17 protein-coding genes and 1 tRNA gene are annotated in these 17,663 nt (G+C 62.3%); 10 read left to right on the plus strand and 8 right to left on the minus strand.

Features of this window, described 5'->3' with window-relative positions; translation table 11 throughout:
- Window positions 1-17: 17 nt before the first annotated feature.
- Together BBJ41_RS09305 and BBJ41_RS09310 are read right to left on the minus strand one after the other, a co-directional pair.
- On the minus strand, window positions 18-620 hold the full coding sequence (locus tag BBJ41_RS09305) for a MarC family protein (protein WP_031398927.1): 603 nt from the start codon (window positions 618-620) through the stop codon (window positions 18-20).
- A 21-nt stretch (window positions 621-641) separates the two neighbouring features.
- On the minus strand, window positions 642-2,378 hold the full coding sequence (locus BBJ41_RS09310; RefSeq protein WP_069746264.1) for a proline--tRNA ligase: 1,737 nt from the start codon (window positions 2,376-2,378) through the stop codon (window positions 642-644).
- Window positions 2,379-2,596: 218 nt separating this feature from the next.
- Between BBJ41_RS09310 and BBJ41_RS09315 the strand changes: the two genes are divergently transcribed.
- Complete coding sequence (locus BBJ41_RS09315; RefSeq protein WP_011350862.1) at window positions 2,597-3,244, plus strand: RNA pyrophosphohydrolase; 648 nt, start codon at window positions 2,597-2,599, stop codon at window positions 3,242-3,244.
- Between the two features lie 13 nt (window positions 3,245-3,257).
- Window positions 3,258-3,866, plus strand: coding sequence for a CNP1-like family protein (locus BBJ41_RS09320; protein WP_069746265.1), 609 nt, complete (start codon window positions 3,258-3,260; stop codon window positions 3,864-3,866).
- 96 nt (window positions 3,867-3,962) lie between these two features.
- On the opposite strand, the gene proB is transcribed toward BBJ41_RS09320, so the two are convergent.
- The 4 genes from proB to rplU all read right to left on the minus strand — a co-directional run bounded on the left by proB (window position 3,963) and on the right by rplU (window position 7,054).
- Window positions 3,963-5,081, minus strand: coding sequence for a glutamate 5-kinase (gene proB, locus BBJ41_RS09325; RefSeq protein ID WP_069746266.1), 1,119 nt, complete (start codon window positions 5,079-5,081; stop codon window positions 3,963-3,965).
- A gap of 76 nt (window positions 5,082-5,157) precedes the next feature.
- The gene (gene obgE / locus BBJ41_RS09330; protein ID WP_069746267.1) at window positions 5,158-6,267 is read right to left on the minus strand and encodes an Obg family GTPase CgtA; all 1,110 of its coding nucleotides are present in this window, start codon (window positions 6,265-6,267) and stop codon (window positions 5,158-5,160) included.
- Between the two features lie 187 nt (window positions 6,268-6,454).
- The gene (gene rpmA, locus BBJ41_RS09335) at window positions 6,455-6,718 is read right to left on the minus strand and encodes a 50S ribosomal protein L27 (protein WP_006476999.1); all 264 of its coding nucleotides are present in this window, start codon (window positions 6,716-6,718) and stop codon (window positions 6,455-6,457) included.
- 24 nt (window positions 6,719-6,742) lie between these two features.
- A complete protein-coding gene (gene rplU / locus BBJ41_RS09340) occupies window positions 6,743-7,054 on the minus strand; it encodes a 50S ribosomal protein L21 (protein WP_006025184.1) in 312 nt (103 codons plus the stop codon).
- Window positions 7,055-7,264: 210 nt separating this feature from the next.
- Between rplU and BBJ41_RS09345 the strand changes: the two genes are divergently transcribed.
- The 3 genes from BBJ41_RS09345 to BBJ41_RS41375 all read left to right on the plus strand — a co-directional run bounded on the left by BBJ41_RS09345 (window position 7,265) and on the right by BBJ41_RS41375 (window position 10,399).
- Complete coding sequence (locus BBJ41_RS09345; protein ID WP_034182656.1) at window positions 7,265-8,260, plus strand: polyprenyl synthetase family protein; 996 nt, start codon at window positions 7,265-7,267, stop codon at window positions 8,258-8,260.
- Window positions 8,261-8,439: 179 nt separating this feature from the next.
- Window positions 8,440-8,516: transfer RNA gene (locus BBJ41_RS09350), tRNA-Pro, on the plus strand.
- A 158-nt stretch (window positions 8,517-8,674) separates the two neighbouring features.
- Window positions 8,675-10,399 carry a site-specific integrase gene (locus BBJ41_RS41375; RefSeq protein ID WP_069746268.1) on the plus strand — a complete coding sequence of 575 codons (1,725 nt, stop codon included), beginning with the start codon at window positions 8,675-8,677 and terminating at the stop codon, window positions 10,397-10,399.
- 6 nt (window positions 10,400-10,405) lie between these two features.
- On the opposite strand, the gene BBJ41_RS09360 is transcribed toward BBJ41_RS41375, so the two are convergent.
- Window positions 10,406-10,741, minus strand: coding sequence for a helix-turn-helix domain-containing protein (locus tag BBJ41_RS09360; RefSeq protein WP_069746269.1), 336 nt, complete (start codon window positions 10,739-10,741; stop codon window positions 10,406-10,408).
- Between the two features lie 291 nt (window positions 10,742-11,032).
- Between BBJ41_RS09360 and BBJ41_RS09365 the strand changes: the two genes are divergently transcribed.
- The 5 genes from BBJ41_RS09365 to BBJ41_RS09390 all read left to right on the plus strand — a co-directional run bounded on the left by BBJ41_RS09365 (window position 11,033) and on the right by BBJ41_RS09390 (window position 15,228).
- On the plus strand, window positions 11,033-11,527 hold the full coding sequence (locus BBJ41_RS09365; protein WP_236872007.1) for a hypothetical protein: 495 nt from the start codon (window positions 11,033-11,035) through the stop codon (window positions 11,525-11,527).
- Window positions 11,528-11,839: 312 nt separating this feature from the next.
- On the plus strand, window positions 11,840-12,280 hold the full coding sequence (locus tag BBJ41_RS09375; RefSeq protein ID WP_236872008.1) for a hypothetical protein: 441 nt from the start codon (window positions 11,840-11,842) through the stop codon (window positions 12,278-12,280).
- 629 nt (window positions 12,281-12,909) lie between these two features.
- The gene (trfA, locus tag BBJ41_RS09380; RefSeq protein ID WP_069746273.1) at window positions 12,910-13,818 is read left to right on the plus strand and encodes a plasmid replication initiator TrfA; all 909 of its coding nucleotides are present in this window, start codon (window positions 12,910-12,912) and stop codon (window positions 13,816-13,818) included.
- A 335-nt stretch (window positions 13,819-14,153) separates the two neighbouring features.
- Complete coding sequence (locus tag BBJ41_RS09385; protein ID WP_069746274.1) at window positions 14,154-14,711, plus strand: HAD domain-containing protein; 558 nt, start codon at window positions 14,154-14,156, stop codon at window positions 14,709-14,711.
- A 34-nt stretch (window positions 14,712-14,745) separates the two neighbouring features.
- Window positions 14,746-15,228 carry a hypothetical protein gene (locus BBJ41_RS09390; protein ID WP_418222203.1) on the plus strand — a complete coding sequence of 161 codons (483 nt, stop codon included), beginning with the start codon at window positions 14,746-14,748 and terminating at the stop codon, window positions 15,226-15,228.
- 169 nt (window positions 15,229-15,397) lie between these two features.
- On the opposite strand, the gene BBJ41_RS09395 is transcribed toward BBJ41_RS09390, so the two are convergent.
- The gene (locus BBJ41_RS09395; RefSeq protein WP_083281837.1) at window positions 15,398-17,533 is read right to left on the minus strand and encodes a helix-turn-helix domain-containing protein; all 2,136 of its coding nucleotides are present in this window, start codon (window positions 17,531-17,533) and stop codon (window positions 15,398-15,400) included.
- Window positions 17,534-17,663 lie beyond the last annotated feature (130 nt).

Genomic DNA, 17,663 nt, shown 5'->3' on the forward strand with positions numbered 1-17,663 from the left:
TGCGTGCGCCGCGCGCCTTACAACTGGTGCACGAACGCGCGGATGCCGCCCAGCATCATCTCGACCGAGATCGCGACAAGCACGAGGCCCATCAGCCGCTCGAACGCCGCGACCGTCCGCTCGCCGATCCATTGCTGGATCCGCTCGGCCAGCACCAGCGTGACCGCGCAGACGATCATCGTGACCGTCAGCGCGCCAACCCACTCGAGCATCTTGCCGGGCGCCTGCGACGTCAGCAGCATCACCGTCGCAAGCGCCGACGGCCCGGCGAGCGCCGGGATCGCGAGCGGCACGATGAACGGTTCGCCGCCCGCGCGCGGATCGTTGCCGAGCGCGCCGTCCGGATGCGGGAAGATCATCCGCAGCGCGATCAGGAACAGCACGATCCCGCCGCCGAGCCGCAACGACAAATCGGTGAGGCTCATCATCCGCAGGAAGCGGTCGCCGACCACCATGAAGAACAGCAGGATCACGAACGCGATCCCCACTTCACGCAGGATCAGCTTCACGCGCCGCTCGCGCGGCACGTCCCGCATCGCCGAAATGAACAGCGGGATGTTGCCGAGCGGATCGGTGATCAGCACGAGGAGCACGGTGGCCGACAGGAAGGTGTATTCCACCGTGTCCTCCGGTCGCCGTGCTTAGCGCGCGAGCGCGGCGCGGATCTTCTCCGCGACCGTCGCCGCAGCCGCGTCGGCCGGCAGCAGCGTCGCTTCGGCGTCGCGGCGGCCCTGATACTCGATCTTGCCTTCCTTCAGGCCGCGCTCGCCGATCACGAGGCGATGCGGCACGCCGATCAGCTCCCAGTCGGCGAACATCACGCCCGGGCGTTCGCCGCGGTCGTCGAGGATCACGTCGATGCCGGCCGCGGCGAGTTCCGCGTACAGCTTGTCGGCCGCTTCGCGCACCATGTCGCTGCGGTCATAGCCCATCGGGCACAGCACGACTTCGAACGGCGCGATCGACTCGGGCCAGATGATGCCGCGGTCGTCGAAGTTCTGCTCGATCGCCGCGCCGAGAATGCGCGTGACGCCGACGCCGTAGCAGCCCATCAGCATCGGCTGCGGCTTGCCCGACTCGTCGAGGAACGTCGCGCCCATCGCTTCCGAATACTTCGTACCGAGCTGGAACACGTGGCCGACCTCGATGCCGCGGCAGATGTCGATCACGCCTTTGCCGTCCGGCGACGGGTCGCCCTTCTTCACGTTGCGCACGTCGGCAACGTCCGGCTCGGGCAGGTCTCGGCCCCAGTTCACGCCCGCGATGTGATAGTCGACCTCGTTCGCACCGACGACGAAGTCGCTCATGTTCGCGACCGTGCGGTCCGCGATCACCTTCACCGGCTTCTTCGTGCCGACCGGGCCGAGATAGCCCGGCGGCGTGCCGAACCACTCGACGATTTCCTGCTCGGTCGCGAAGCGATGGTTCTTCAGGCCCGGCAGCTTCGACACCTTGATCTCGTTCAGATCGTGATCGCCGCGCAGCATCACGAGCCAGATCGTCGGCTCGGCGCCTTCGTTGTCGGTCGCGAGCACGATCGACTTGATCGTGCGCTCGAGCGGGATCGCCAGCAGTTCGGCGACCGCTTCGCACTTTGCCTTGCCCGGCGTCGCGACCTTCTCCATCGCTTCGGCCGGCGCCGCGCGTTCGGCGATCAGCGGCAGCGCTTCAGCCGCCTCGATGTTCGCCGCGAATTCGGACGTCGGGCAGTAGGCGATCGCGTCCTCGCCGGTATCGGCGATCACGTGGAATTCATGCGAGAAATTGCCGCCGATCGAGCCGCTGTCGGCCGCGACCGCACGGAACTCGAGGCCGAGGCGCGTGAAGATGCGCACGTACGCGTCGTACATCTTGCGATACGACTCGTTCAGGCCCGCCGCATCCTTGTCGAACGAATACGCGTCCTTCATGATGAATTCGCGGCCGCGCATCACGCCGAAACGCGGACGGATCTCGTCGCGGAACTTCGTCTGGATCTGGTAGAAGTTCACCGGCATCTGCCGGTAGCTCTTGATCTGGTTGCGCGCGATGTCGGTGATGACTTCCTCGTGCGTCGGCCCGATCACGAAATCATTGTCCTTGCGGTCCTTGAAGCGCAGCAGCTCGGGGCCGTACTGTTCCCAGCGGCCCGATTCCTGCCACAGCTCGGCCGGCTGCACGGCCGGCATCAGCAGCTCGATGGCGCCCGCCCGGTTCATTTCCTCGCGCACGATCGCTTCGACCTTGCGAATCGAGCGCAGGCCGACCGGCAGGTAGTTATAGATGCCGCCGGCGACGCGACGGATCATGCCGGCGCGTACCATCAGCTTGTGGCTGACGATCTCTGCGTCGGCGGGTGCTTCTTTCAGGGTGCCGATAAAGAAACGGGAAGCTTTCATGCGGACGGTTCCAAAAACGGCGCCCCCAGGCGGGGCGCCCGAAAAAGTTTCAAGGTGAAAAAGCTGCGCGCGACGAACGACGATGGCGCAGATGACTTAGCAGACTAATCAGGGACAATTCAGCCGGTGTACCCCGCGCGGATTCGCTCCGTCACGGTGCGCAGCGCCCGTTATCTGTTTATAATCAAAGCAATTTTAAAGGATTCGAAGGTGGTTGTATGCTGGATCGTGAAGGCTTTCGCCCGAACGTCGGCATCATCCTCTTGAACGCGCGCAACGAGGTGTTTTGGGGCAAGCGGCTCCGCGAGCACTCCTGGCAGTTTCCTCAAGGTGGGATCAAGTATGGCGAGACCCCCATGCAGGCGATGTACCGGGAACTGCACGAGGAAACCGGCCTGCATCCGGAACACGTCAAGATAATCGGCCGCACCCGCGACTGGTTGCGTTACGAGGTGCCTGACAAGTTCATCAAACGCGAAGTACGCGGTCATTACCGCGGCCAGAAGCAGATCTGGTTCCTGCTACGGATGGTTGGACGCGATTGCGATATTTGCTTGCGCGCAACCGATCACCCGGAGTTCGATGCGTGGCGCTGGAACGAGTACTGGGTGCCGCTCGATGCGGTGATCGAGTTCAAGCGGGATGTCTATCAGTTGGCGCTGACGGAACTGTCGCGCTTCCTGCGCCGCCCGGCGCAGCGAGCCGAGAAGCCGCGTGGGCCGCGTCTGTCGCGCTATCCGCGCGTCATTGGCGTACAGGCCCAGCAGACGTTAACGATTGTCGACACATCGGTAGTCTGTTCGGAGATCGAAGTGGAAGCGAGCACGCTCGACGAGATGCCGCCCCACGTGATCGTCGGCAAATGACGAGTCGGACTGCATGACCGGGCGCGACCTTGGTGTCGCGCCCTTTTTTTACGAGGAATGCATATTGAAAGCGATTGCTCTCGCGCTCGTCTCGATTGCCGCGGCGGCCACGCTGGCGGGTTGCGCGAATTCGAAGACGCCGACCAACAAGGATGACAGCGAGTTCGTGTATCTGCTGGACCGCCAGGGCACCTGGAAGGAAAACGCGGTCGACACGCTGCCGCCGTTGCCGCAAACGGGCGACCTGCTGCCGTTCAACGTCTCGCAGAACACGCCGCTCAAGTTCTTCGTCGATGCGAAGTCGCTCGCGGTCGGCACCGATGGCGTCGTGCGCTACGCCGTCGTCATCACGAGCCCGGCCGGCGCGCGCAACGTGAACTACGAAGGCATCCGCTGCGACACCTACGAATGGCGCCAGTACGCAGGCCTGAACTCGGATCACGACGGCTGGGACCGCACGGTCGAGAACGACTGGCGGCGCATCGAGAACGGCGAACTGAATGCCTACCATTCGTCGCTCTATCAAGACTACTTCTGCTCGAACAAGATGCCGCAAGGCTCGACCCAGCAGATCCTGGAGAACATCCGGTTTCACCGCACCGCGATGACGCAGCTGCGTTAACGGCGAGCGGTGCGGGCTACCCGCTCCGCCCCATCGCATGAAAAAAGCCCGCGTGACGCGGGCTTTTCATTTGGCTACCGGAACCGGGGCAGGTCGTTACACCAGCACGAGGTTGTCGCGATGGATCAGCTCGGGCTCCAGCATGTAGCCGAGTACCGTCTCGATCTCGCCGCTCGGCTTGCGGTGAATCAGTTTCGTCTCCGCACTGCTGTAATTCGTGAGCCCGCGCGCCACCTCGCGCCCGTCGGGGCCGACACACGCGATCACCTCGCCGCGCGCGAATGCGCCCTGCACGTCGATCACGCCGATCGGCAGCAGGCTCTTGCCGCCAGCCGTCAGCTTCTCGACCGCACCCGCGTCGATCACGACATGGCCGCGCACCTGCAGATGGTCTGCCATCCACTGTTTGCGCGCCGCCATCCGCGCGGTGCGGGCGATCAGTTGCGTGCCGATAGCCTCGCCGGCTGCCAGGCGCACGAGCACGTCGGACTCCCGGCCGCTCGCGATCACCGTATTCGCGCCGCTATGCGCCGCACGCTTCGCCGCGAGAATCTTCGTCAGCATCCCGCCGCGGCCGAGGCTCGAGCCCGCGCCGCCCGCCATCGCCTCGAGTTCCGGCGCACCTGCATTGGCCTCGGCGACGAGCGTCGCGTTCGGGTCCTTGCGCGGATCGGCCGTAAACAGCCCGGTTTGATCGGTCAGGATGATCAGCGCATCGCCTTCGATCAAGTTCGCGACGAGCGCGCCGAGCGTGTCGTTGTCGCCGAACTTGATTTCGTCAGTGACGACCGTGTCGTTCTCGTTGATGATCGGCACGACACCGAGTCGCAGCAGCGTAAGCAGCGTCGAACGCGCATTCAGGTAACGCTCGCGGTCCGCGAGGTCAGCGTGCGTGAGCAGGATCTGCGCGGTGCGGATGTCGTGTTCGGTGAAGCGGCTCTCGTAGACTTGTGCGAGCCCCATCTGGCCGACTGCGGCAGCGGCCTGCAACTCGTCGATTTCCCGCGGCCGCTTGCTCCAGCCGAGCCGCTGCATCCCTTCCGCAATCGCACCCGAACTGACGAGCACGACTTCCTTGCCTTGAGCGCGCAGCGCGGCGATCTGCGCCGCCCAGCGGCCGATCGCAGCATGATCGAGCCCCTTGCCGTCGTTGGTCACGAGGCTGGAACCCACCTTCACCACCAGTCGCTTCGAATCCGCGATGATCGAACGCATCCTGCACTGTCTCCTGTATCTGATGCGCGATTGAACGACGGCGCCGGGCGGCACGCCCGACGCGTTCCGGAACCGCTCAGGCGTCGTCGCCCGGCGCCGCGCCGCCGTCGGCGGGCTTGTCGCGGAAACGCACGTCCGCCGCCAGATCTTCCGCTTCCGCCGCGCGATGCGCTTCCGAATGTTCAGCCAGATAATCGTAGATTGCGTAGCACAGCGCCTCGCAGCCCTGGCCCGTCAGCGCCGAGATTTCGAACACGGGGCCGCTCCAGCCGAAGCGGTCGAGGAAATCTGCGACGCGCGCCTCGCGCTCGTCTTCCGGCACCATGTCGAGCTTGTTGAGCACGAGCCAGCGCGGCTTCTCGTAAAGCGCCTCGTCGTACTTGCGCAGCTCGCCGACGATCGCCGTCGCTTCCGCGACCGGATCGACGCTTTCATCGAACGGGGCGAGATCGACGAGATGCAGCAGCACGCCGGTGCGCTGTAGGTGACGCAGGAACTGGTGGCCGAGGCCCGCGCCTTCGGCGGCACCCTCGATCAGCCCCGGGATATCGGCGATCACGAAGCTCTTGCTCGGACCAACGCGCACGACGCCCAGATTCGGCGCGAGCGTCGTGAACGGATAATCGGCGATCTTCGGCTTCGCATTCGACACCGACGAGATGAACGTCGACTTGCCCGCATTCGGCATGCCGAGCAGGCCGACATCGGCGAGCACCTTCAGCTCGAGCCTCAGCATGCGTCGCTCGCCGGGCTTGCCGTCGGTCTTCTGGCGCGGCGCGCGGTTCGTGCTCGACTTGAAATGCAGGTTGCCGAGGCCGCCGGAGCCGCCTTGCGCAAGCATCACCTGCTGGTCGTGCTCGGTCAGGTCGGCGATCAGTTCGCCTGTATCCATATCGCTGATGACCGTACCGACCGGCATGCGCAGCGTCACATCGTCGCCGCCCTTGCCGTAGCAATCCGAGCCGCGGCCGTTTTCGCCGTTGCGCGCCAGGTGTTTCTTCGCGTAACGGTAGTCGATCAGTGTGTTGATGTTGCGGTCGGCGATCGCGTAAACGCTACCGCCCCGGCCGCCGTCGCCGCCGTCCGGCCCGCCGAACGGGACGAATTTCTCGCGGCGCATCGACGCACTGCCATCGCCCCCGTCTCCAGCGATGACTTCGATTCGTGCTTCGTCAATGAACTTCATTCGTCACTCCGCCCAGTATTTCCGCTATTGTGCCGCGCGCCGGAGCGCTTGAACAATCTGCCATCCGGCCGATCGTACGCCGGTCGCGCGACGGCCGCCGGAGCGCACATGCGCCCGGCGGCCAAATAAAAAAGGCCCCGCGAAGACTGCGGGGCCTTTCGGCTACGAAGCCCTTGGGTGCCTGAACTTAGGCAGCCGCCGGGACAACGATGACCAGATGCTTCTTGTCCGCGCCCTTCGTCGCGAACTTCACGTGACCGTCGACCAGCGCGAACAGGGTGTGATCCTTGCCCATGCCGACGTTCTCGCCTGCGTGCATGCGCGTACCGCGCTGACGCACGATGATGCCGCCGGCATTGATTGCCTGACCGCCGTACACTTTCACGCCGAGACGTTTCGACTCGGAGTCGCGGCCGTTCCGGGAAGAGCCGCCTGCCTTTTTGTGTGCCATCTGATTGCTCCTTTACCGAGGCGCTTACGCGTTGATCGCGTCGATGCGCAGCTCAGTGTAGTTCTGGCGGTGGCCGCCGTGCTTTTGGTAGTGCTTCCGGCGACGCATCTTGAAGATGGTGACCTTGGCATGACGACCGTGCGACACAACGGTGGCCTTGACGGAAGCCCCACTGACCAGCGGCGTACCGAACTTAATCGATTCGCCTTCGCCCACTGCGAGAACCTGGTCGAGCGTGATTTCAGCGTCAATGTCAGCCGGTATCTGTTCTACTTTGAGTTTTTCGCCAACGGCAACCTTGTACTGCTTGCCGCCGGTTTTTATGACCGCGTACATTGAGAACCTCACTCTGGATCCAAATTTTCCGCACACCACGCGCGGAAAACACGTGATTATACATGGGGTTAGCACCGAAGTCAAAACCGATCGACGATTGCCGCTCGCCGGCCCCGGCCGAACGGCCAAAATCACGGCTGCGGCGCGTCCGACAGACCGGGATATCTCGGATTCGACTTATAATCCGCGGCATCACCCAATTCCATCATCATGTCGTCGTCCACCGCCTCCCCCACCCTCAGCGCCGCCCACCTGCTCGCTCCGATCACCAGCGACATGGAGCAGGTGAATCGCGTTATCCGGCAAAGCCTCGCGTCCGACGTGCTGCTGATCAACCAGATCGCCGAGTACATCATCGGCGCGGGCGGCAAGCGGCTGCGTCCGGCGTTGCTGCTGCTCGTCGCCGGCGCGCTCGGCGAGACGTCGCACCAGCGGCATGTGCTGGCCGCCGTCGTCGAGTTCATCCATACGGCCACGCTGCTGCATGACGACGTCGTCGACGAATCCGAGCTGCGCCGCGGCCGCCAGACCGCCAATGCGCTGTTCGGCAACGCGGCGAGCGTGCTGGTAGGCGATTACCTCTACTCGCGCTCGTTCGAGATGATGGTCGGCGTCGGCAAGATGCGCGTGATGGAGATCCTCTCCGAAGCAACGACGATCATTTCCGAAGGCGAGGTGCTGCAGCTCCTCAACATGCACGACGCGGACGTCGACGAAACGCGCTACATGCAGGTGATCCGCTACAAGACGGCCAAGCTGTTCGAGGCGTCGGCACGCCTGGGCGCGGTGCTCGCGGGCGCCGATGCGCCGACCGAAGCCGCCGCCGCCGAATACGGCCGCCGGATCGGCACCGCGTTCCAGATCATGGACGACTGGCTCGACTACGCGGGCACCGTCGAGGCAATGGGCAAGAATGCCGGCGACGACCTGCGCGAAGGCAAGCCGACGCTGCCGCTCATCTATCTGATCGAACGCGGCACGCCCGAGCAGTCGGCGCTTGCCCGCGAGGCGATCGAACAGGGCGGCACCGATCGCTTCGACACGATTTTCGAAGCGATCACGCGCTCGGGCGCGCTGGATCACACACTCGAATGCGCGCGCCAGGAAGCGCAGGCGGCAGCCGCGGCGATCGCCGCGTTCCCCGATTCGATCTACAAGGAGAGCCTGCTCGCGCTGTGCTCTTACTCGACGTCACGGCAGTCGTAAGCGCATCGCGTGCGTCGCCGCCACCGCTGCGACGACGCACGTTCGGTACGGTGAAATACCTGCCTCGAAAAAAATCTTCACGAAGGTATTCCATTTTCGAAAAAACGTCGTTATAGTTACGTTCTTGCTCGACGACGCAGCGGTCTTGAAGAAGACGGCAAAATCGGAAGAGTAAAAATCGGGGTGTAGCTTAGCCTGGTAGAGCGCTACGTTCGGGACGTAGAGGCCGGAGGTTCGAATCCTCTCACCCCGACCAGGTTTCCCTTCAAAAACAGCGGACTAGATGTCCGCTGTTTTTGTTTTCGGGGTTCGCAGTGGCAAATCAGTGGCAATCTCCCCCACTTCGCTGCAAATCGCGAATCATCCCCCTGCCTTACGCCTATACGTTGCTCCCAACCTTGGAGCATCGCTGCCATGGCGTCCATCGAGAACCGCTCGCGCATCCGCGTCACCGTCCGCAACCGCGACGACCTGACCCGCACCTTTTCCCACAACGCCGACAAAGCTATCCAGCGCTACGTCCAGACGCTGCAGTTGCAGGGACTCAAGCCGAGGCTGGCCAGCCTCGACGACCACTATGTCGTCCGAACACGCAGCGTCGCGCACAAGAACCAGTTCCTCACCGCGCACAGCGAAGCGGAAGCCATCGCCATCAAGCAGCGCATCGAGAGCGAGCAGCGCCAGGGGCTTTTCATCGACTATGCGAAGGGGCACAAGACAACCCTCGCCGACCTGCTGATTCGCTACCTGCGCGACGAGGCGCCGCGCGACAAGAGCTTCGAGGTCCTCGGCTACAAAATCAATGCGTGGCTGGAGGATGCCGGCTTGCCCCGGCAGGACCTCGCCGAGATTCGCGACGCGCACCCAAATCCCTGCCCCACGGTCGCAGCCATGAAAATCCGCAAGTCCACGGGCACTCGCGTCGGGCAGCCGTCGGAGACCAGCAAGTTCATCCGGAAGCCCTTCGCCGCCATCGTCCCGGACGACTTCGCCGACTACATCGAGGAGCGGTGCCAGGTCGTCGAGCCGAGCACGGTGGACCGGGAAATCGACATCTTCTCGGCGGTCTGCCACATCGCCATCGACACCTGGCGCATTCACGTCGCCAAGAACCCGATGGACGGCGTGCGCCGGCCCCGCTACTACAACGAGCGGGACCGCCGCCTGAAGGATGGCGAGGAGGCGCGCTTGCTGGCCGCCGCCCGCGAGGAGGACCGCGCGCAGTCCATCGCTCTGCGCCTCGAGCAGCTGCTGGCAGCAGAGCGCGAGGACGCGAACAGCGCGACCACCGTGTACCGGCGCAAGCAGGTTATTAAGGACGCCCGGCAGCGCTACCAGGCGGAAGCCGAGGAGACGTACGAGCACATTCCGATGCTGGAGACTTTCATCCACTTCCAACTGATGACCGGGGCCCGCCGAAGCGAGACGCTGACGCTGACCTGGTCGAACGTGAGCCTGGACGGCCAGGCCGCGTTCCTGCCGGAAACCAAGAATGGCCGGCCCCGCACCCTGCCTCTTCGCAGTGACCTCGTCGAGCTGGTGCGCCGGCTGCCGTGCACCAGCGAACTGGTGTTCCCAATTGGCGTCGATGGTCTGCGCAAGGCCTGGCAGCGCATTTGCATCGCCGCGGGCCTGACTGGCGGCGACGAGGTGCGCATCCATGACCTGCGTCATGAAGCCATTTCCCGCGTCGCCGAGGCCGGCAGCCGCACGCCCGGCGGGTTCTCGCTGGTCGACCTTCAGCACTTCAGCGGCCATCGCGATACCCGCATGCTGCTGCGCTATGCCCATCTGTGCGCAGGAAGCTTTGCCAAGCGCTTGGACGAGGCCTTTCGGGTCAATTCGCCCGATTCGACACTCCACCGTGGCCGGCTTCGGCTCAAACAGGGCGCGTCCGTCTCGCTCAAGGAGGTGCTGGACGACCATGCTCCGGCACCGTCAACCGCCCCGCCCGCCTATGACGCCGCGCCGTCAGCGCAAGTTGCCACGGCCACCAATGCGATGCAGTCTTCAACAAGCAGTCGTGAGAACGGCGACGCTGGCACGCGTCAGCAAACAGAGGAGCCGGTCTCATCACCGACGTCAACCGGCTCGACCGGGAACGTCATCCGTGTCGACTTTGCCCGCCGGGTCGCGTGACGGCCACTACTTGCCGCGCTTGCCTGCCAGGATGGCATCAATCATGGCCTTGATATGTTTGCGCTCGGTCTTGGGCAGGCGCACCCACGCTAGCACGAGGTCGGCAAGCTCGTCGTCTTCGCAATAGAAGTATGCGGCGGGAAGATGGAGCGCCTGCGCCAATTTGACGGCGATGCCAAACGGAGGCTCATGTGTGCCCGTTTCATAGCGGCTCATTCGGGCACTCGCCGTGCTTTCGTCGAGCCCAATCTGGACGCCCAGCCGGTCTTGCGGGATATCGGCCCGCTGCCGCGCTGCCCGTAGGCGGCGGCCGAATAGGGTGGCGGGCTCCTTTATCCTCATGCTGCGAATATCGTAGGAATCCCTTGCCGTTTCTCTACGTAATTCGTAGAATTCGACGCCACCCCTCGGCGCCGCCAACCGCCTGGCAACAAGCCAGAGCCGCCTTGGTGAGCTTTTGGCTGCGCATTTAATGCCACACCCGATTCCCGGCTCCCGATTCGCCGCAGGGTACGCACGACCCGAAACAAAAATCCGGAAGGAGGTCCATCTGTGGACGGTCATCGGACACCCCGGCCAGCAGCGATTGAAGCTACCGAGCCGACCAACAATGAGCCGCGTGCGCGAATGTCGATGGAACTGCAGCAGCGCCTGGCCTCGGCGTATCCGCTGTTCTTCCGCGCCATGAATTGGCCGGAGGCATACCCGTCGAACATTGCGCTCCACGGCATCCAGTGTGGCGCCGGATGGTACTCGGTAATTGCTCTGCTCGCGGACGATATTGAGCGTGAAATTCAGGCGCTATGGACCAGGGAGGCACGCTTGCCCACCCTCCTCGTGTCCCTCGAACAGGCACTGCGGGAGCAATCTCTTCTGGAGGCGTACAACCCGTACCCGGTACTCCCGCTCTGCAGAAGCATTGAAACGACGAACGGCCTGCTCGACATCAAGCTGGCATTCGGATTCTTCTTTGACATGCCATCGCATAATCGCATCCGTGACGCGGTCGAGAAGGCGGAGCTTCTCGCGCGAACTGTCTGCGAATGCTGCGGCAGTGCCGGCACGTTCCGCAAATATTGGTCGCGCGTGTACTGCAACGACTGCATCGCGGAAGAGCCGGAGTCGTGAATGCACCGCGAAGAGATTGACCGTGTTGTTGGCCGGCTGGTCGCCGCGACGACACGACGCTTTTTTCTCACGTTTTCTCAGCGAATCTGAGAAAACCTCCCTGCTGCCCCGTCGTTGGCAACCGGCGCTCCGACCTACGAGATTCGAAGGGTTGAACTTGTTACTTACCTACGTTATTCGTAGAATGCGTGGCACGAGTGTGCCAATTGGAGCGCATGGGCCGCCAGTCTGAGGACTGCGAGCGCGACTGGCACAACGACCGAGCCTGCGGCCAGGAGGGAACGGCCAACGAACGACATCCCGACAACGGCGGTGGGAAGCAGCGTGCGCGATGCGCGTCGCCTGCAGTACCCGAGTCGGCTCTCGAGCATTTCGCAATGTCATGTTGGATTCGGCATCAAAAAAGCTATGCAGTTCGACAACGTTATGACGCTCAAGAAAATCTCCTTGGCTGCGGCCTTGTTTTTGTTTTCGCTCGCGGCTCACTGCGCCGAATTCACGCAACTGCTCTGCAAGGCGGAAGAATCGACAACCAGCTATTTTCCGAAAGGGAAGGCGATTGAGGTGCCAGTTAAGAAGCTCGCCGAGGACGGCACCGAGTATGTCGTCCGGGGTTGGCACTTCTCCAATGACATCTTCCGGGTATCGCGGTCGAGTGGCGAATTTTCCTACGCTACCGCTATCAGCCGCTTCGACCACCCGGCGCACGCAACGGGCGTTTGCGAAGCGAAACAGCAAAAGCTCCGGTTCTAGCAGAGCATGGGTGGGACGCAGCCGGATTCCGCGCCAAATAGCGACGGCCGGAGAATTCTGCCGCCACGAGTACATCTATACTGCTTGCGCATCCAACAGCGCTCGCCGTTAGCCATAAGTCCCTGCACCCAATTTTGGCAAATGACTTGAGCGAGCTGGCTGCATACCCCGGTCTCTAACCGAGCACGCACCGGCCGTCCTTCCAACCACCAGTGGCCAACGGCACCTCAGAAGCGACAGCCCCGGGGAGCCACGGGCGGAAGCATTTGCACGCCCGTTAGCGCAATCCCGCTCGTCCTGGCCAGCCAGTGCCGCGAGGGCAGAATGATGTCCATCTGCGGAGCAAGAGCCGATACCGCGCTTCAGCAGCCGCGAGCGTAGCGAGCTGCCTTAACCCCACAGCGCCTTGTTTGAAATTCTCCTGTTTATGAATTGCCCTCCCGGCGCCGGCAAGAACCGGCACTATTTGCAGGCAGTTTTTTCTGCGCACCGTTCCGCAAGTCCCCACATTTCATCCGCAAGTCCCCGCGGCATTATCCGCAAGTCCCCTGCATGGCCCGCATGAACGATTCCGCACTATACTCCCTGCCGTCCGTCGGGCGGCCATGTGACGAATCGACAGGAACGCAATGACCGCACTTCAGAACGCCAGCCCGGTGACGTGGCCCAAGCTGCAACTCAAGCACGGATTGAACAATAACCTCGTGACGGCGCATGCCCTCGCGCGTAGCGCCATCTTCAGCACACGGTTCTATCGCAGCCATGCCGAACGGCCCCTGTATCGCGAACGAACCAAGTTGCCGTCGACGAGCGACATCGAGGTCTTCCAGACTGCCGGTCATCAACTTGACCAGGGCGATGCTGATGTCTTCTATGAGCTTCTGAGGCGCGTATTTGCGGACGGCCGCGAAAGGTGCCGCGAGTCCCACGTCGTGTTCGGTCGCGCGGAGTTGCTACGGGCGCTCGAACGCAGCGCCGGCGGCAAGACCAGAAAGCTTCTGGATGAATCGCTGGACCGCCTCTACCATGCTGAGTTCGAGTTTTCGGTGCATGGCCTTTTTTCCGGCAAGTCCCGGCTCATTCTCAAGATGCATCGCCTCGATAAAAAAACGGCGGCAGGCGAAGACTATGACGTTCTGCTCGATGTCGAGTTGGCCCGGTTGTTCGACGGTAACCGATGGACGATTCTCCGGCGGTCACAGCGGCGGCTCCTTGATGGCAACCCCCTTGCGAAAGGCCTGCACGCGTATTTCTCGACGCTGCCGACCCCTCACCCCATGCTTCCGGAGACCTTGCTGCGGCTGGCGGGACGGCAGGGAATGCAGCTAAGCAAGGGGCTCGACGTGTTGCTTCCGGCTCTCGCTGCTGTCAAGCTCGCGACCGGCTGGGTCAAATGCGAATTCGAAACGCAAGGCGTGCATGCAGGAAAAGTCGTCGTGGAAAAAGGCGACTGCACCGCTGCGCGGGCAGAAAAGTCCAAAACTCGAAAGGCAGTTTCGGAGCAAACCGTCGAGCATGGCCTTGACGACGATATTTAGGCCGCCGGCTCGCGTCATCATGTGCGCCGCCGCTGTCACAGCCGGGCACGCGACCTTATATGTCGCCGTAGCGCGTACTCCAATGGGCCGATGATGAGACTGCATCGACCGTTTGGACGGGCCGCAGTCCGTCTTTTGCAAAAAAGCAACATCGCGTATAGCCCTCAATTCTCCATTGTCAAGCACTCCATACTTTCACTTTGACCGCTGCCAATTACGTCTGCTAGGGTGGCCGTTTCCCAAGGCCTCAAGCCCGACGCGGTGAGCCTGCGTGCCGTTCCGACGGTTGGGATGACCGCATCGGCCCAGCGCAGTCTCAGGACCGAAACAAGACCATGGCAAATGAAATTCAACGAACCATGCTCGTGCTGGACCAACCAATCCCAACCCTCTTCGTCGACTATGACGGCACGCTCCACCGGGGACACGCCGTTCTCGACGCCGACGGCAACGTGTTACTGGATTCGGGCCAGCCATTGTTCGAATATGCGCCGCTTCTGGCGGAGATGCTCGAGCCGTATCCGGACGTGCAGATTGTCCTGACGACATCTTGGCTCGACACGCTGCCGCTCGACCAGGTCGTCTCGTACCTGCCGGCTGCGCTCGCCAGACGGGTCGTGGGCACAACTTGCGGCATCAAGGCGCGCTTTGGGTATCTGATGGACGGGTCGGCACGGACCTATATCATCAGGTCTTACGTGTTCGCGAAACGCCTGAAAAATTGGCTGGCGATTGACGACTCGGTCTTCGGGGCGTTTCACCTGAGCACCGATTTCCTCGACTTGAGTTCGCACCTGGTCTTGCTCGACGCCCAGCGCGGAATTGGCGACGCGCAAGTCCAGCAGCGCATCCGGGAGTGGCTGGTCGAAGTCCATCCACTCTCGAGTTCCTAGTATCCAGCCGATGGTCCAGCGACTTCAGGAGGTTGTGAGCAAGCTGTACAAGCCGCCAGCGGATGGTTCGCGCCAAGTATTTGCGCTGTCGCGCGGCGACGCCGAGAAACTGCCGCGGCTACCGTCGATTGCCGTCATCTCGGTCACCGCGCCGGAGCACCCGCTTGCCAGCGTCGACGGCTTCGCCAATTTGCTGCGCCTGAGTTTCGCGGACATCGATTTCCTGAGCCCGAATCTGTCGAACAAGTCCCGAGCCAAGCTCGCCCACGCATTCACCACCAGGCAGGCTCAGGCGATTCGCTCTTTCGTCGAGGCGCTGCCCATGGAGGTGATATCGGTCGTCGTCCACTGCGAAGGCGGCTATTCGCGTTCATGCGCTATCGCACTGGCTCTCCACCAGTTGTACGGCTACCGAGCGGAAATCGACCATCTTTCGCGGGCCAACCCTTCGGTCGTTCGCATGATGACGGACAATCGCGTCGCATCTCATCGCGGGCGGCAACGAAGCCGTCGTTGATACGCGTGAACTCCAAGGTCGTTGCTTGTCGCCGACATTCAACCGGCAAGGCACGCAAAGGAGTGCGGCATCGTGGAATGACTATCGCCCCGCTCTCCCACCGGCCCTTTGTATGCACGGGGATACCGGCCCGGTTCGCAGAAAACGGGGGCTTAGCTTGTGTCGAGAATTACTCGTCCAACAGCGCCGAAACCCGCGAAACGCTATCAGCCCACTCGGAGGACAGTAGTGCCTGGATTGCCCGATTGAGCTCGTCCTTGCGCTCGTCATCAAACCACTGCTTGCTGCGGTCCACGATGCGGTCTCGATATCCGGGCCCCTTGCCCCACTCGTTTTCGCAATTGCGCCAAAATTCCGCGTCTCTTCTCATCTCCTCCTCGAACAACGTCTCACCGAGCAGTCGCATCTTCGCAAGTACGCCGTCAAAAGCAACAAGCATCACCTTTTCCGCCTGAGAAACCAGAGACACCGCCATGGCATAGTCGGGATTCGTTCGCAGGTTTTCGGCAACGGCTTGAAATGCCTTCAGTCTACGCCCAAGCGTACTGGCTGCCAGCACACGTGCACCGTGTCCAAGCTCGTTGCTGTAATTCAGGTTCGGCCAATCACCGCCACGCCGCACTGCTGCGTGAATCGTGCTGGCATGAGCCTTGACCAACTCGGTCATCAGGCTACCCTGCAGTTGCTGCTTTACGGGCGGGCAGTCGGCGTTCTGAGTCAGCCAATTCCTCAATTGACCAGCGGCCTCTCGTATAACGGCCTGAGTCTGCTCGCGCTCCCGGTTGCGGATAACCTCGTGAATGTTTTCCGTGGCTTGTTGGAGCCGCCTCGAAAAGTCTTCCCGTACCCGTAGGAGTTGCTTGACTACAAAATCCTGCAGGGTGGAAGGCGCGTCCTCTCGGGCGTTAAAGAAACCGACCGACAAATCGGCCAGCCCGAGTGGCTCAAGCGCGGTCGCTACCTGCTCTCCCTTCAGCTCATAGCCCTCTTCGGCCGATTCGACTCTTTCGCCGCCGTCGTCTTTCACCGCCAAAGCCTCTTCCGGGCGCGGCAGGGCGACTACCGCAGCCTTCAGCGCCAAGTTCCGAATGCCTGCCTCGCGAGCGCGCGTGAGCAGTAGGCGAGCTTCCGCACCGGGCGCGTTGTTGAAGCCAGAGCAAAGAACCGCCAAGGTATGAGGGTCCTGAAGATGCATTTCGAGGTCGGCGCGTGCCGCCGTCCTATCGATGCCTTTGGTATCAATGAGCCGAGTGGTAAGGTCGGTTGCGTCGAGAAGCTTTACCGGCACGACCACTTCAATCCGCTTCGGCAGGGTGAATTCGGCCAGCCGTCCGTTATTGATGGCCTCAAAGGTCTCTTTCAACCACGCTAGCGGGGCCTTCCCGGTAGACGGGTCGTACCAAACGTGCCTCGTATCGCGACGGTGCAGTTCCATGCGGGAAAGAACTTCGACCACGACCTCTCGAGTCGACCCGTAGCGCTGAGCCATTTCCTTCGCGTCGTCACGTCGAACCGTTTTTCCTTCTATTTTTTCTTTCCGAAGCCGCAGTCCCGCCATGTTCCGGATAGCCCGCTCGATTTCGCGCGAAATGCCCTGACCGTCGGCCTCTGCGTCGACGTCGTCGCCACCGCCTTGCGCACCTGCATGACTGATGTGGTCTGCAAAATCGGCAACATGCTGTCGAATCTCTTCATCCGAGCATGGCTCCACGGTGATGCCGTATTGCGGACCGGTTTGAAGATGCACTTCGCACACCGTGATGCCACCAGCACCGGCTTCGAGCACCGGCTGCGCCGGAGAGTCCCCTTCCTGCACTTCAAGCCCGGTCATCCGGCAGATTGCTGTCGATTTACCGATACCGATGCTGCCAATGAACGCAACCGTGTGCTCCCGTTTCTGCACCAGGCTCGCCAAATACTGCAACTCCTCCTGGTACTCATCGAGCCGTCGTTGGAATGAGCCGGAGACATCGTCCGATGCCGAAAGCGCGCGCAACTGCTGAGTTGCGAGTTCCGCTTCCCACAAAAGCTCCTGCTCCGGGTGGTCAAGGGACGGCTGGGGCAGCACCTGCCACTGTCGCTGAATGCGCTCTCGAAGCTTGAGAGCTTCATCCGACCCGATGGCTTGCAACACCTCCTCGAGTTCCTCGGCGCTCAACTCACGTTCACCGCTCTCAACTCTCGAGAGAACCGCGGGACTCCAAGTGACTTTGCGTGCAAGTTCTGCCTGCTTCAATCCCACCTGGTCTCTAAGACGAGCCAAATGGTGCCCGATGGCCATCGATGTCAGCGTTCGTCCAGTCATGTTGCCCCCCCGTTCATGTGTTGGAGCGTGCACTATATCAGTCACGATTCGTTGCCGCAACGTTTCTTCATAGTTATGAAACGTTGCTGCATCATTTCCGCGAGCGTGCCGCATGACCATTTTCTGCCGG

This window comes from Burkholderia stabilis (assembly GCF_001742165.1).
Classification (GTDB): Bacteria; Pseudomonadota; Gammaproteobacteria; order Burkholderiales; family Burkholderiaceae; genus Burkholderia; species Burkholderia stabilis.